We start from the raw sequence: 13,746 nt of genomic DNA, 5'->3' as shown, positions 1-13,746 counted from the left end.
CCGGACCCCTCCAGTAGAGTTCTCTTCATAAGGAAATACGGCACGGGCTGAAGTTGAAGGTCGTGCTTGGCGCGGGGTGGAGCAGCTCGGTAGCTCGCTGGGCTCATAACCCAGAGGTCGCAGGTTCGAATCCTGTCCCCGCTACTCGTGGTGTGTTCGAGGCCCCCTCTCTGGCGAGAGGGGGCCTCTTTCCGTTTGTCCTCGTTTTGTACGGGGGCCGAGCCCCCGTAGGCCCCCACGGTGCGGTGGTGGGGTCGGGTGGGTTGGTGCGGTTGATCGTGGTTGGTGTGGTGGGTGGGGTTTGTGTTTCGTGGGGCTCGCGCTTCGCGCTTTGCGGTGGGTGGGGGCTTGCGCTTCGCGCTTTGCGGTGGGTGGGGCTCGCGCTTCGCGCGTCGCGGTGGGGGTGGGTGGGTTTTGGCTGGTGGGGGTGGTTTGTGGGGGGTGGGTTCGGGGGTGGTTTCGGGGGGGTGTAGAGTTCTGTTCACAAGGAAATACGGCACGGGCTGAAGTTGATGGTCGTGCTTGGCGCGGGGTGGAGCAGCTCGGTAGCTCGCTGGGCTCATAACCCAGAGGTCGCAGGTTCGAATCCTGTCCCCGCTACTCGTGGTGTGTTCGAGGCCCCCTCTCTGGCGAGAGGGGGCCTCTTTCCGTTTGTCCTCGTTTTGTACGGGGGCCGAGCCCCCGTAGGCCCCCACGGTGCGGTGGTGGGGTCGGGTGGGTTGGTGCGGTTGGTGCGGTTGGTCGTGGTGGGTGGGGTTTGTGTTTTGTGTGGGGGGGGGGGGGGGGGGGGGGCTCGCGCTTCGCGCTTTGCGGTGGGTGGGGCTCGCGCTTCGCGCGTCGCGGTGGGGGTGGGGGCTTGCGGTTAGTGGTTTGGGGGGTTGCCGGGGTTTTGGTGGGTGGGGGAGCGGGGGTGGTTGCTCGGTGGGGTGCCGGGGAGGGGAGTACGGGGGACGGCAGACGGTGCAGCGGGGCTGGCGAGCGGGGGGATCCTTGCCGGGGCAAGCGGAAAAGCGTTGGTGGGGCTCGGTTCCGGGCAGCACGACCTCCGTCCGAACGCGACCGGCGGGCGCCGGCGCACCGCCGCAGCATGGACGTCACTCCCGGTAATCGGCGGCCCCGCCGCGGCAACGCACCGTTTCGTGCAGGTAGACCGCACGATCAGGTAGCGATCACCACCGCGCGCGACACCCGGCGCGGCCCGCCACGGCGCCCGCGCCCACGAACGTTCCCCTCGATGGCAGAGCGATGTGCGCTGAAGCACGCCGGAACGGCGGCACCCGCTCACGCTGCGCCACAACGGATGGTCCACTCGGACCAGCCCATTGCAACCACAGTGGACAGAGAGGCCGACCATTGTGGACAGCCTGCGAGGGCCGTGGCACGGTGGATTCGTGACTGAGCTGAACTCGACATCCGCCGCACTGCTGGGGCTGCTGCACGACGGCCCGAAGACCGGGGGGCAGCTCGTCGCTGCCGCCACCGAACGATTCGGTGGATTCTTCAGCGTGACCCGCAGCCAGGTGTACCGGGAACTTCCCGCGCTCACCGAATCCGGGCTGCTGCGCCTCGGCAAGCAAGGACCGCGCTCCAGCCAGCAGTACGCGATCACCGCCGCCGGCAAGCGCGCCTTCAAGTCCTGGTTGAACACCGAACCCGGCCCGGACAACGTGCGCAGCCCGCTGATCCTGCGGCTCGTCCACGCCGGATCGCTCACGCCCAAGCAGCGCGCCGCCCTCGTCGAATCCGCCCGCGAGCAGTACACCGCCCGGCTCGACGAAGCGAAGAACGCCGCCAAGGCCGCCACCGACCCCTACGAGAAGGCCGCGGCCGACTTCACCGTCGCCCACAACCGGGCCATCGTGAAACTGCTCGACAGCATTCCGGAATGAGCACTGGGGAATGATCCGGAACCCCGCCCGCGAGCACCACCGCAGCCCTGGGCGGGGACACCGGCGCCGACCGGGGCCGTCCTCGTGGGAAGCCGCCCGCCGGTGAAGTACCCTCGAACACTGTGAATCCCGACGTCGCCGCAGATATCAAGGACCTGTCCACCACGCTCGAAGGCATCGAGAGCGTCATGGGCCTAGACGCGTTGCGGGCGAAGATCGCCGAACTCGAAACCGAAGCGGCCAAGCCGAACCTGTGGGACGACGTCGAGTACGCGCAGAAGATCAGCAGCCAGCTGGTGCACCGGCAGGCCGAACTGCGCAAGATCAGCGACTTGCGGCAGCGGGTCGAGGACGTCGAAGTCCTCTACGAGCTCAGCGAGGACGAAGGCGACCAGGCCGGGCTCGACGAGGCCGACGAGGAGCGCAAGCGGCTCAAGAAGGAGCTCGACGCCCTCGAAGTCCGCACCCTGCTCTCCGGCGAGTACGACGAGCGGGAAGCCGTCGTCACCGTCCGCGCCGAAGCGGGCGGCATCGACGCCGCCGACTTCGCCGAGATGCTCATGCGGATGTACGTGCGCTGGTCCGAACGCCACGAATACCCCGTCGAGGTCTACGACACCTCCTACGCGGAAGAAGCCGGCGTCAAGTCCGCCACCTTCCGCATCAACGCCCCCTACGCCTACGGCACGCTGTCCGTCGAGCAGGGCACCCACCGGCTGGTGCGGATCTCGCCGTTCGACAACCAGGGTCGCAGGCAGACCTCCTTCGCCGGCGTCGAAGTCCTCCCCGTAGTGGAGGAGACCGACCACGTGGAGATCCCGGAGAAGGACATCCGCGTCGACGTGTTCCGCTCCTCCGGTCCCGGCGGGCAGAGCGTCAACACCACCGACTCCGCCGTGCGCATCACGCACATCCCCACCGGCATCGTGGTGTCCTGCCAGAACGAGAAGTCGCAGCTGCAGAACAAGGCGGCCGCGCTGCGCGTGCTCCAGTCCAAGCTGCTCGCCCGCAAGCGGGAGGAGGAGCGCGCCGAGCTCAACGCGCTCAAGGACAGCGGCTCCAGCTGGGGCAACCAGATGCGCTCCTACGTGCTGCACCCGTACCAGATGGTCAAGGACCTGCGCACCGAGTTCGAGGTCGGCAACCCGGACGCCGTGCTCGACGGCCAGATCGACGGGTTCCTCGAAGCGGGCATCCGCTGGCGCCGCCAGCAGGACTCCGCGGCCTGAGGCCGCCGGGCGGACCGCGACGCGTGCCGCCCGCACGGGTGAGGGCGTTGCTCCGTCCGGAAGCTGCGGTGCGTGAGCTGATCACGAGCTGACCAGCGGAGATGGACCCGGTACCGGCGCTCCTGGTGACTGGTCCGGGTGAGCGCCGGTCCCCCGAAAGGTCGCAGGTAAACTCACGCCCCGTGATCCGGCTTGAGCACGTGTCCAAGGGATACAAGACCTCGACCCGTCCCGCGCTCGACGACGTCTCGGTGAGCGTCGGCAAGGGCGAATTCGTGTTCCTCATCGGCCCTTCCGGCTCGGGGAAGTCCACGTTCCTGCGGCTGCTGCTCCGCGAGGACGTGCCCACCCGAGGCCGGGTGTTCGTGGCCGACTGGAACGTCGCGAAGCTACCGCGACGACGGGTGCCGAGGCTGCGGCAGCGGATCGGCTGCGTGTTCCAGGACTTCCGGCTGCTCAACAACAAGACGGTCGCCGAGAACGTGGCGTTCGCGCTCGAAGTCATCGGGAAGCCCCGGCACACCATCCGCAAGGTGGTGCCGGAGGTGCTGCAGCTCGTCGGCCTCGACGGCAAGGCCGACCGGATGCCGCACGAGCTCTCCGGTGGTGAGCAGCAGCGCGTCGCCATCGCGCGCGCCTTCGTGAACCGGCCGCTGGTGCTGCTGTGCGACGAGCCCACGGGCAACCTCGACCCCGACACCAGCCAGGACATCATGCTGCTGCTGGAGCGGATCAACCGCACCGGCACCACGGTGGTCATGGCGACGCACGACCACTCGATCGTCGACTCGATGCGGCGCCGCGTCGTGGAGCTCAGCCTCGGCAGAGTGATCCGCGACGACGCCCGCGGCGTCTACGGCGTCGGTCGCTGAGCAGCCCCGCACCCCCGAACCCAGCCAGGAAGCACACACCAAGATGCGCGCGAGCTTCGTATTCAGCGAGGTCGTCAACGGCCTTCGGCGCAACGTCACGATGACCATCGCCATGATCCTCACCACGGCCATCTCGGTCGGCCTGCTCGGTGGGGGTCTGCTGGTCGTCCGGTTGATCGACCGGATGCAGGAGGTCTACCAGGACCGCGTCGAGGTCGTCGTGTTCATGACCGACGACGTCAGCGCCAACGACGCGGACTGCACGCAGCAGCCCTGCGCGAACCTCAAGTCCGAGCTGACCCGCTCCTCCGGCGTCGAATCCGTCAAGTTCGAGAACCGCGAGCAGGCGTTCGAGAACTTCAACAAGGTCTTCGAGACCATGCCGGAACTGCGCGACGTGGCCCGCGTCGAAGCGATGCCCGCCTCGCTGCGGATCAAGCTCACCGACCAGGAGCGGTTCGGGGCCATCCAGCAGAAGTTCGACGGCCAGCCCGGCGTGGACAGCGTCGTCGACCAGGCCGACTACCTGGACCGGCTGTTCGGCGTGCTCAACGGCGTGCGCAACGCGACCTTCTCGATCGCGCTGGTGCAGGCGATGGCGGCGCTGCTGCTGATCTCCAACACCATCCAGCTCTCCGCGTTCACCCGGCGCACCGAGACCGGCATCATGCGGCTCGTCGGCGCCACCCGCTGGTACACCCAGCTGCCGTTCCTCCTGGAAGCGATGGTGTCCGGCCTGATCGGCGCGCTGCTGGCGATCATCGGGCTGCTCATCTCGAAGGCGGCGTTCATCGACAGGGTCATGTCGCCGGTGTTCGGCACCGGCATCATCCCGGAGATCGGCTACGGCGACATCGCCGCCGTCTCGCCGATCATGCTGCTGGTCGCGGCCGCGATCTCGGCGACCACCGGGTACGTGACGCTGCGGCTGTACGTGCGGCTCTGACCCCGGAGACCACCGCGAGGAGCGGCCGTGCTCGTCGAGCGCGGCCGCTCCTCGCGTTCCAGACCGGGAAAACCCGGTTGACCACGAGGCTCGGCGGCTGCTTCGCTCTACGCCCGGCGCGGGCCGAGCACGACCGGCGCCGTGCCGCGGTCCCGCCGCGCACGAGACACGGGTAGCTAAGGTTGCAAGCATGGTGAAGGAACGCGGGCGCAAGCAGATCGCGCAGAACCGCAAGGCGCGGCACGACTGGTCGGTGCTGGACACCTACGAGACCGGGATCGTGCTCACCGGCACCGAGGTGAAGAGCCTGCGGCAGGGCAAGGCCTCCCTCGTCGACGCCTTCGCCACCGTCGACCAAGGCGAGGTGTGGCTGCGCAACGCGCACATCCCCGAGTACACCGAAGGCACCTGGACCAACCACGAACCACGGCGCTCCCGCAAACTGCTGCTGCACCGCGGCGAGATCCTCCGCCTGGTCGGGAAGATCAAGGAGAGCGGGCTGAGCCTCATCCCGCTGTCCATGTACTTCTCCGACGGCAAGGCCAAGGTCGAACTCGCCCTCGCCCGCGGCAAGAAGGCGCACGACAAGCGGCACGACATGGCCAAGCGGGACGCCGACCGCGAGATGCAGCGCCACATCGGCCGCATCCGCAAGGGCCGCCGGTGAGCATCCCGGCCGGGCCCGCCTCCGACGCGGAAGTGCGGCCCTGGCTGGACCGGCTCGGCCTCCCCGGACTCGTCGACCTGCACACGCACTTCCTGCCGGAACGCGTGCTGCACAAGGTGTGGGCCTACTTCGACCAGGCACGCACCCACTACGGCATGGACTGGCCCGTCACCTACCGGCACGACGAACCGACCCGGCTGCGGCTGCTCCGCGACCTCGGGGTGACCGCGTTCGCGCCGCTCGTCTACCCGCACAAGCCCGGCATGGCCGCCTGGCTCAACGAGTGGGCCCTCGACTTCGGGCACCGCACGCCGGGCGCCGTGCCCACCGCGACGCTCTACCCCGAACCCGGCATGGAACGCGCCATGCGCGACGCCCTCGCGGCCGGGGCGCGCTGCATCAAGGTCCACGTGCAGGTCGGGAAGTTCGACCCGCGGGACCCGTTGCTCGACGAGACCTGGGGCGTGCTCGCCGAAGCGGGCACTCCCGTCGTCATCCACTGCGGGCACGGACCCATCCGCGGCGACCACACCGGGCTCGACGTGTTCGGCGAAGTGCTGCGCAGGCACCCGCTGCTCACCGCCGTCCTCGCCCACGCGGGCATGCCCGAGTACGACACCGCGCTCCGGCTCGTCCACGAGCACCCGCGAGTGCACCTGGACACCACCATGGTCGGCGTCGCCTTCACCGAGCGGTTCAGCCCGCTGCCCGCCGACTGGCCGGCCCGGCTCGTGCCCGTGCAGGACCGCGTCGTGCTCGGCACCGACTACCCCAACATCCCCTACCCGTACGCCGAGCAGCTCGCCGCCATCGCCGGGTGGGCCGCCGCCGACGAACGGCTCGGCACCCCGTTCCTGCGCAGCGTCCTGCACGACGCACCCGCCCGGCTGCTGAAGCTCCCACCTGCGGAAATCTCGTAGGCCGATAGTGGAATGATCCGCGGGGGAGCGGACGTTATGCTGTACGGACCGCGCGGTCGAGAAGGAACGGCCGCAACGAGGGGGTGAACGGTTTCGACTCCGTACGGTGATCCAAGGGAAGCGTGCCGGTGCAGGCGGGAGACCACCGAGAGCGTCGCCGCAATCTAATAAGCGCCGACAAGAGTCAGCGCGAGTTCGCCCTCGCCGCCTGAGCGAGGAGCGACTCTGTCGGACCGGGAACGCCTCCGTCCCGGAATCCGGCATCGACTAGGGGGCTCTTACCGCCAGGTCCGGCCGCGGGACCTGGTGGGACATCGAACAGCGGCTGGGCTCGTCACCTCGGCTAGTTCGCGAGACCGAGGGAGCCAAGCAGAGGCATAGCGGACTGCGCACGGAGAAGTCTTGGTGAAGCGACGGAGGACCCGGGTTCGATTCCCGGCACCTCCACATGGAGCCTGGTTGACGCTTTTGGCGTCTTCCCGGCTCCTTTTCATCTGTACGGGGGCCGAGCCCCCGTAGGCCCCCACGGTGCGGTGGTGCGGATCGTGGGGCTCCTTGCCTCGGGTGGGGGTTGGGCTGGGTGGGGACCAGCCGGTGCGGGGCTCGGCCTTCGGCCATCGGGGGTTGGCTCGGCCTTCGGCCATCGTGTGCGGGGCTCGGCCTTCGGCCATCGGTGCGTGGGCTTGGCCTTCGGTCTTCGGGGTGTGGGCTCGGTTTTCGGCCTTCGGGGTGTGGCTTGGCCTTCGGCCATCGGTGTGGGGGCTCGGCCTTCGGCCATCGTGTGCGGGGCTCGGCCTTCGGCCATCGGGGGTTGGCTCGGCCTTCGGCCATCGATGCGGGGGTTTGGCCTTTGGTCTTCGGGGTTGGTTTGCTCGGTTTTCGGGCGTTGTTTTGGGGTGGGTTTCGGGTGTTTGGGGTTGTGGGTGTGGGTGGGGGTTGGGTGGTCAGTGGGGGTGTGGGGGTGTGAGGAGCAGGGCGGTCAGGGTGCTCGTTGCTCCTATGAGGGCGAGGGTGTGGTTCAGGGGGAGGTGTTCGGCTGCCAGGCCGAACAGGAGGGGGCCCACGCCCTGGACCGTCATGGTGGTCATGTTGAGCAGGGCGAAGCCCTGGCCCTGCAGGGCTTCGGGGACGGCCGCCAAGTAGCGGCGCTGCAAGCCCAGCAGGTAGGCGGAGCCGGTGCCGGTGAACACGTAGGCGGCCACCACCACCGGGTGCGGCGGGTCCGCCGCCAGGACGATCAGCGGTGAACCCATGACCAGCAGCAGCGGGCGGACCAGGCGCTCGCGGGTGCGCGGGTCGAACGCCCTCCCCACCACCACGTCCCCGATGAGCATGCCCGCCGAGATCGCGGCCAGGAGCACACCCGTCTCCGCGGGCGTGAACCCCCGCTCGGCGGCGTACGGGATGATCAGGCTGCCGCCCGCGGCGAGGAACGCGGCGGGCAGGCACTGCACCGCGATCAGCCTCGCCACGCCCGGTGCGGCCAGCAGCGCCGCATTGCCCCGCACGGTGTCGCGCACGATCGACCCGCGCGGCCGCACCACCTCGCTGCGCGCCAGGAACAGGGCGCTGAGCACCGCGGCCACCAGGTGCGCCCCCGCGGTGAGCAGCATCGTCCGCTCGACGCCCAGCCACGCCGCCAGCGCACCGCCCGCCGCCATGCCCACCAGCTGCGCCGCGACCGCGACCAGGTACGACAGCGAGCGCCCCAGCACGTAGACGTCCCCGGCCAGGACCGCCGCGAGGACGCGGGCCGCGGCGCCCGTCGTGACCGGGGTCAGGCAGGCGGCGGCCGCGACGAGCAGCAGGCAGGCCCCGACCGGCAGCCGCCCGAACGCCAGCAGCAACCCGACCGCGGCCTGCACGCCGTAGCCCGTCGCGATCAGCGTGCGCGGCGCGAACCGGTCCGCCATCGCGGCCAGGAACAGCCCACCCGCGGCCTGCGGCAGGAAACCGATCGTGAACGCCACCGCAGTCAGCAGCGGCGAACCCGTCCGGTCGTGCACCAGCACCGCCAGCGCCACCGACCGCACCACGTCCGACAGGACGCCGAGCAGCCGGGCCGCGAACAGCGCGCGGAACTGCGCCACCGCGAAGACCTGGCCGTAGGTGGCCTTCACCGCGAACTCGTCGCCCATGCCGGGGATGCTTCCGGAAACCTCCGCGGGATCCCAGGCGTTTTCGCCGCGCTCAGCCTCGCGGGATCGTCCGCACCGCCACCAGCGCCGCCGCGAAGGTGATCGCGGCCGCGGCGAGGGACGTGGTCTGCATCGCCCCGGTGAACGCGTCGCGCGCGGCCGCCAGCAGCGGTGAATCCGGTGGCAGCACCGACGACGCCGACGCCAGCGAATCCGCGAACGCCGCCCGCCCCGCGGCGGAGAGCCCTTCGGCCGGCGGCAGCGCCGAGCGGTACAGCAGCGACACCAGGGACCCGAGGATCGCGATCCCCAGCGCCACGCCCAGCTCCATCGCGGTCTCCGAGATGGCCGATGCCGCCCCCGCCTTGTGCGGCGGCACCGCCGACACCACCACGTCGGTCGTCAGCGTCTGCGCGATCCCCACGCCCAGCCCGGTCGGCACCAGCGCCAGGCCCAGCCAGAAGTAGGAACCGGCGCCCTCCGCGACCGCCACCGCGACGAGCCCGGCCGCCACCAGCAGCAGGCTCACCGCGATCGCCCGGCCGGCGCCCAGGCGGCGCGACGCCCAGCCCACCACGGCGACCGCGGCCATCGCCGACACCGTGCTCGGCAGCTCCCCGAGGCCGGCCGCCAGCGGCCCGAAGCCGCGCACCAGCTGCAGGTACTGCGAGAAGAAGAACAACAGGCCCATCAACGCGAACACCGCCATGAAACCGGCGAACACGGACCCGCTGAACGCCGGGCGGGCGAACAACGACACGTCGATCAGCGGCACCTCCAGCCGCCGCTGCCTGCGCACGAACGCCCAGCCGCCCACCAGTCCGGCCAGCAGCGCGCACCCGCCCGCGGCGTCGGCGCCGGACGCCACGGTGTGCTTGATCGCCCACACCACCGGCACGATCGCCACCATCGACAGCCCCGCCGACACCAGGTCGAACCGGCCCGGGTGCGGATCCCGCGACTCCGGCAGCAGCCACATCCCGCTCACCACCAGCGCCGCCATCACCGGCACGTTGATCAGGAACACCGATCCCCAGGCGAAGTTCTCCAGCAGCACCCCGCCGACCAGCGGGCCCACCGCCGCGCCGCCGCCCGCCGCGGCCGACCACACCGCGATCGCCCTGGTCCGCTCGACGGGGTCCGGGAAGATGTTGCGCAGCAACGACAACGTCGACGGCATCAACGTCGCCCCCGCCACCCCGAGCAGCAGCCGCGCCGCGATCAGCATCGCGGCGCTCGTCGACAGCGCCGCCAGCAGCGACGCCGCCCCGAACGCGGCCGAACCGACCAGCAGCAGCCGCTTGCGGCCCACCCGGTCCGCCAGCGAGCCCATCACCACCAGCAGCCCGGCCAGCGCCAGCGAGTAGACGTCGCCGATCCACAGGACCTGCGCGGCCGACGGGGCGAGGTCCGCGGTCAACGCGGGAACCGCCAGGTACAGGACGGTGTTGTCGATCGCCAGCACGAGCACCGCGATCGCCAGCACCGCCAGCGCCGCCCACCGCCCGCGCGGGAAACGCACCTGCGGTCGCGCTTCCGAATCCAGCTGCATGAGCATTACTGTACTGACCAGTCGGTGCAGTTCTCAGGTGGTGCTGCTCTCCGCGGGGCGTGCGGAAGGATGGGCGGCATGGGGCGAACAACCGGGCGCGCACCCGAGGACACCCGCCGGATCCTGCTCGACGCGGCGAAGCGGGTGATCCGCGAGCACGGCATCGGCGCGACGCTCGACGTGATCGCCCGCGAGGCCGGGGTGTCCAAAGGTGGCCTCGTGTACCACTTCGCGAGCAAGCAGGCCCTGCTGGTGGCGCTCGCGCAGGAGCAGATCGATCTCTTCCGCGGCGAGGTGGACGCGCAGCTCGTCGAACCCGAGGGTGTTCCCGGCCGGCTCACCCGCGCTTACGTGCGCGCGAGCACCGCGGCCGTCGACGGCGAGGAGATCCGCGAGCGGTTCAGCCTGATCGCGCAGCTCTACGTCGTGCCCGAGGTGGTCGAGCTGGCGAAGGAGGACGACCTGCGCTGGCAGCGGGACCTCGACGCCGACGGCGTGCCCGAGGCGACCCAGGTGCTCGTGATCGCCGCGGCCGACGGAGTCGGCGACCGGCCGCTGTGGGCCTCCGAACTGGAGCCGCGGGCGCGGGCGCGGCTGGAGGCCGACCTCATTGCCATGGTGGACGCGGCGGTCGCCGACGGGGCTCGGTGATCCGGGAGCCGGCTTCCCCGGGAGCACTGATCGTGAGCTGACGTCACGGTGGGTGCATGTTCGGTTGCGAAGAGGTTGCGAAGTTACCTTCGGGTAGTCGGAGTGATTGTCATTACTTCGTGTCGCGGGTCACGCTCGACGTCGACCTACTCAGCGGTAGGTCGATTCGGTTCGCCACTCAACGAGGAGTAGCCCGTGAACCTCCGTCCGTTCCACCGCGCGGCCACGACCGCGCTGACAGCCGTGGTCGGGGTCTCGTTCGCCGTCGCGACCGCGTCCGCCGCGTCCGCCGAGGAGCGGCCACCGTTCTACGAGCCACCCGCGGAACTGCCGGGGGGCAACGGTGACGTCGTCCGATCCGAACCGTCCGAGTACTTCCTCGACCCGCTGAAGACCATCCCCGTCGACGCCGACGTGCAGCGGGTCATGTACCGCTCCACCGACGGCGACGGCGGGCCGATCGCGGTGACCGGCACCGTCATCACGCCGAAGGACGACTGGAAGGGCGACGGCGAGCGCCCCGTCATCGGCTACGCGCCGGGCACCCAGGGCATGGCCGACCACTGCGCGCCGTCCCGGCAGCTCGCCAACGGCACCGAGTACGAGGGCTTCTTCATCAAAGCCATGCTCAGCAAGGGCTACGCCGTCGCGATGACCGACTACGAAGGCCTCGGGACGCCGGGCTCGCACACCTACGTCAACCGCGAGGTCACCGGGAACGCGGTGCTCGACGTGGTGCGGGCCGCGCAGCGGCTGCCCGACACGGACGTGCCGGACGACGGACCGGTGGTCCTCTACGGCTACTCGCAGGGCGGCGGGGGCTCGGCGTCGGCCGCCGAACTCGCCGGGAGCTACGCCCCCGAACTCGACATCAAGGGCGCCGCGGCCGGTGCCGTGCCCGCCGAGCTCGGCGGGGTGGGCGAGAACCTCGACGGCGGCCCCTACGCCGCGTTCCTCGGTTACGCGCTGGTCGGCGTCGCCGCCGGCTACGACATCGACCTCGACCCGTACTTGAACGACACCGGCAAGCAGTTCCGCGAGGACGTCGAGAACTCCTGCACCATCGACGGCATCGCCAAGTTCGCCTTCGCCAAGTCGGCGGACTACAGCGCCGACGGCAGGCCGGTGACCGACTACCTCGACGAGGCACCGTTCGCCGACGTGGTCGCCGAGCAGCGGATCGGGCGCACCGCCCCGGACTTCCCGGTGCTGGTCTCGCAGAGCCGGCTGGACGACGTGATCCCGTTCGAGCAGTCCAAGACGCTGGCCGACGACTGGTGCGGTGCCGGCGCCGACGTGCAGTTCGCGCCGAACCTCGGCCCGACGCACATCGGTGGCGCGGTGGCCTCCTTCCCGCGCGCGTTCCAGTGGATCGACGACCGGGTCGCGGGCAAGCCCACCGAGCCGAACTGCGGGAGCACCGACCAGGCCCCGGCCGACCCGGAGATCCCGGTGGACGAGAACCAGCCGCTGCTGCCGCAGCTGTCCGAGCGGATGGACATCCACTGACCCCGTGATCGGAGCACCGCGGTGGAGTGCCGCCCCTTCCGCGCGGAAGGGGCGGCACTCGTCCGTCAGAGCCGTTCCAAGGTGATCCGCACCGAGTTGCCCGTGCCGGTGGCGCCGTAGCTCTTGGACGTGCCCTTCGGGCAGGCCTTGCCGCTGCGGAAGGACTTGTTGCCCGCCTTGCCGCTGACCCGCACGCACTTGCCGTCCGCCTTGGTGTCGGTGACGGTGCCGCGAACGGTGATCTTGCCGGACTTGCAGGTGACCCGGAACGTGGTCGTGGCCCACGACGTCCGTGCCGTGTAGGTCTTCCCGCACACGGCCGCGATCGAGGCGTCGTCCGCCGGTGCCGGCGCGGCCACCGCCGGAGCGGTGAGCGTGCCCGCGAAACCGGCCATCATGGCCCCGGCCACGAGCAGGCGCTTCGTCTTGTTCATGGTGTTCCCCCTGTTCCCGCGGGAATGTCCCGTCGTTCGTCCCTGCCGAGGAACGGCAGCGGATCCCGGCCGAGCGACCGCGGCGTGCACGACACGTCCCGCGATCACCCGGCCCCGCCCCCAGCGACCCCCGGTGCGCGGCGTCGAGCCGCGTGGACCCAGGTTCGCGAGATCGTCCGCGTTGGGACAACCGGGTGGGACGTCCCTGGGACGTTGGGATGAAAGGGCCTTCGTGACCAGGATTGATCGGGTCATCTTGGGACGAATCGGGATCACCGGGACGTCGTCCCGTGCAAGACTTCCCGGCCATCGGAAGCAGAGGGGAGCCTGGGGGATGGCCGGACTCGGCGGGGAGGTCGCGCGGCGGCTCGACGAGCTCAAGCGGCGCAGCGGTCGCAGCTACGAGCAGATCGCGGCGCGCACCTTCCTGAGCAGATCGACGGTGCACCGGTACTGCAGCGGGCAGAGCGCACCGCAGACCTTCGCCGCGGTCGAAGCGATCGCCACCGCCTGCGGCGCGACCGGGTCGGAGCTCGACCGGCTCTACCGCTGCTGGGAAGCGGAACGCCGGGCGAGAGCGGCGGATCCGGTGCCGCGCGGGGTGCGGGCCGCGATGTCCACCGTCGCCCCCGGGAACGCCGTGGCGGCCGGAAGTGCGGAAGCGGCCGGGATTTCCGATGCGACCGGGTGGGGCACGACCGGGATTCCGGAAGCGAGCGGGATCACGCACGCCACCGGGGCCCTGGGCGCAGCCGGAAGTCCAGGAGTTTTCGGGGGTCTGGGCGCAACCGGAAGCTCAGGCGCACCCGGGAGTCCCGAAGCACCCGGCAGCCCTGAAATGACCGGCAGTCCGGAAGTGACCGCAAGTCCCGAAGCGGCCGGAAGCTCCGGAGTTGCCCGAAGCTCCGAAGCGGCCGGAAGTTCCGGAGACGCCGGAAA

The 13,746-nt window shown here is 70.4% G+C and carries 11 protein-coding genes, 2 tRNA genes, 1 other RNA gene and 1 pseudogene; 12 read left to right on the top strand and 3 right to left on the bottom strand.

Translation table 11 applies throughout. The features are described 5' to 3' along the window. The first annotated feature begins 70 nt into the window (after nucleotides 1-70). The 9 genes from H1226_RS23925 to ssrA all read left to right on the top strand — a co-directional run bounded on the left by H1226_RS23925 (nucleotide 71) and on the right by ssrA (nucleotide 6,973). Nucleotides 71-144, top strand: a tRNA-Met gene (locus H1226_RS23925). A gap of 382 nt (nucleotides 145-526) precedes the next feature. Then, nucleotides 527-600, top strand: a tRNA-Met gene (locus tag H1226_RS23920). A 791-nt stretch (nucleotides 601-1,391) separates the two neighbouring features. Then, on the top strand, nucleotides 1,392-1,889 hold the full coding sequence (locus tag H1226_RS23915; protein ID WP_224962991.1) for a PadR family transcriptional regulator: 498 nt from the start codon (nucleotides 1,392-1,394) through the stop codon (nucleotides 1,887-1,889). A 122-nt stretch (nucleotides 1,890-2,011) separates the two neighbouring features. Continuing rightward, nucleotides 2,012-3,118, top strand: coding sequence for a peptide chain release factor 2 (gene prfB / locus H1226_RS23910; protein ID WP_258342846.1), 1,107 nt, complete (start codon nucleotides 2,012-2,014; stop codon nucleotides 3,116-3,118). 182 nt (nucleotides 3,119-3,300) lie between these two features. Further along, complete coding sequence (gene ftsE, locus H1226_RS23905) at nucleotides 3,301-3,990, top strand: cell division ATP-binding protein FtsE (protein WP_224962995.1); 690 nt, start codon at nucleotides 3,301-3,303, stop codon at nucleotides 3,988-3,990. A 43-nt stretch (nucleotides 3,991-4,033) separates the two neighbouring features. Then, nucleotides 4,034-4,936: a permease-like cell division protein FtsX gene (gene ftsX, locus H1226_RS23900; RefSeq protein WP_224962997.1), complete on the top strand. Its 903-nt coding sequence runs from the start codon at nucleotides 4,034-4,036 to the stop codon at nucleotides 4,934-4,936. Nucleotides 4,937-5,126: 190 nt separating this feature from the next. Next, on the top strand, nucleotides 5,127-5,603 hold the full coding sequence (gene smpB / locus H1226_RS23895) for an SsrA-binding protein SmpB (RefSeq protein ID WP_224963001.1): 477 nt from the start codon (nucleotides 5,127-5,129) through the stop codon (nucleotides 5,601-5,603). A gap of 2 nt (nucleotides 5,604-5,605) precedes the next feature. Continuing rightward, entirely contained in the window at nucleotides 5,606-6,523 is a 918-nt protein-coding gene (locus H1226_RS23890) for an amidohydrolase family protein (RefSeq protein ID WP_258349492.1), read from the top strand. 79 nt (nucleotides 6,524-6,602) lie between these two features. Beyond that, nucleotides 6,603-6,973, top strand: a transfer-messenger RNA (tmRNA) gene (gene ssrA, locus H1226_RS23885). Nucleotides 6,974-7,467: 494 nt separating this feature from the next. Here ssrA and H1226_RS23880 read toward each other — a convergent pair. Both H1226_RS23880 and H1226_RS23875 read right to left on the bottom strand, forming a co-directional pair. Further along, nucleotides 7,468-8,661 (bottom strand): MFS transporter, encoded by a 1,194-nt coding sequence (locus tag H1226_RS23880; RefSeq protein WP_258342833.1) that lies wholly within the window; start codon nucleotides 8,659-8,661, stop codon nucleotides 7,468-7,470. Nucleotides 8,662-8,713: 52 nt separating this feature from the next. Beyond that, the gene (locus H1226_RS23875; protein ID WP_258342831.1) at nucleotides 8,714-10,213 is read right to left on the bottom strand and encodes an MFS transporter; all 1,500 of its coding nucleotides are present in this window, start codon (nucleotides 10,211-10,213) and stop codon (nucleotides 8,714-8,716) included. 78 nt (nucleotides 10,214-10,291) lie between these two features. Here H1226_RS23875 and H1226_RS23870 point away from each other — a divergent pair, with 78 nt between their 5' ends. Both H1226_RS23870 and H1226_RS23865 read left to right on the top strand, forming a co-directional pair. Further along, a complete protein-coding gene (locus H1226_RS23870) occupies nucleotides 10,292-10,864 on the top strand; it encodes a TetR/AcrR family transcriptional regulator (RefSeq protein WP_258342829.1) in 573 nt (190 codons plus the stop codon). A 195-nt stretch (nucleotides 10,865-11,059) separates the two neighbouring features. Further along, nucleotides 11,060-12,373 carry a lipase family protein gene (locus tag H1226_RS23865; RefSeq protein ID WP_258342828.1) on the top strand — a complete coding sequence of 438 codons (1,314 nt, stop codon included), beginning with the start codon at nucleotides 11,060-11,062 and terminating at the stop codon, nucleotides 12,371-12,373. A gap of 65 nt (nucleotides 12,374-12,438) precedes the next feature. Here the strand turns inward: H1226_RS23865 and H1226_RS23860 are convergent, their stop codons facing one another. Further along, nucleotides 12,439-12,807: a hypothetical protein gene (locus H1226_RS23860; RefSeq protein WP_258342827.1), complete on the bottom strand. Its 369-nt coding sequence runs from the start codon at nucleotides 12,805-12,807 to the stop codon at nucleotides 12,439-12,441. On the opposite strand from H1226_RS23860, the pseudogene H1226_RS28390 reads away from it, so the two are divergent. Further along, a pseudogene (locus H1226_RS28390) lies at nucleotides 12,770-13,339 on the top strand (helix-turn-helix domain-containing protein); the annotation flags it as partial. The gene H1226_RS23860 and the pseudogene H1226_RS28390 sit on opposite strands and share 38 nt — an antisense overlap. Nucleotides 13,340-13,746 lie beyond the last annotated feature (407 nt).

This window comes from Saccharopolyspora gregorii, from assembly GCF_024734405.1.
Taxonomy (GTDB): Bacteria; Actinomycetota; Actinomycetes; order Mycobacteriales; family Pseudonocardiaceae; genus Saccharopolyspora_C; species Saccharopolyspora_C gregorii.
Note: the sequence above shows the minus strand (reverse complement) of the source record. Positions and strands in the feature narration are given on the sequence as shown.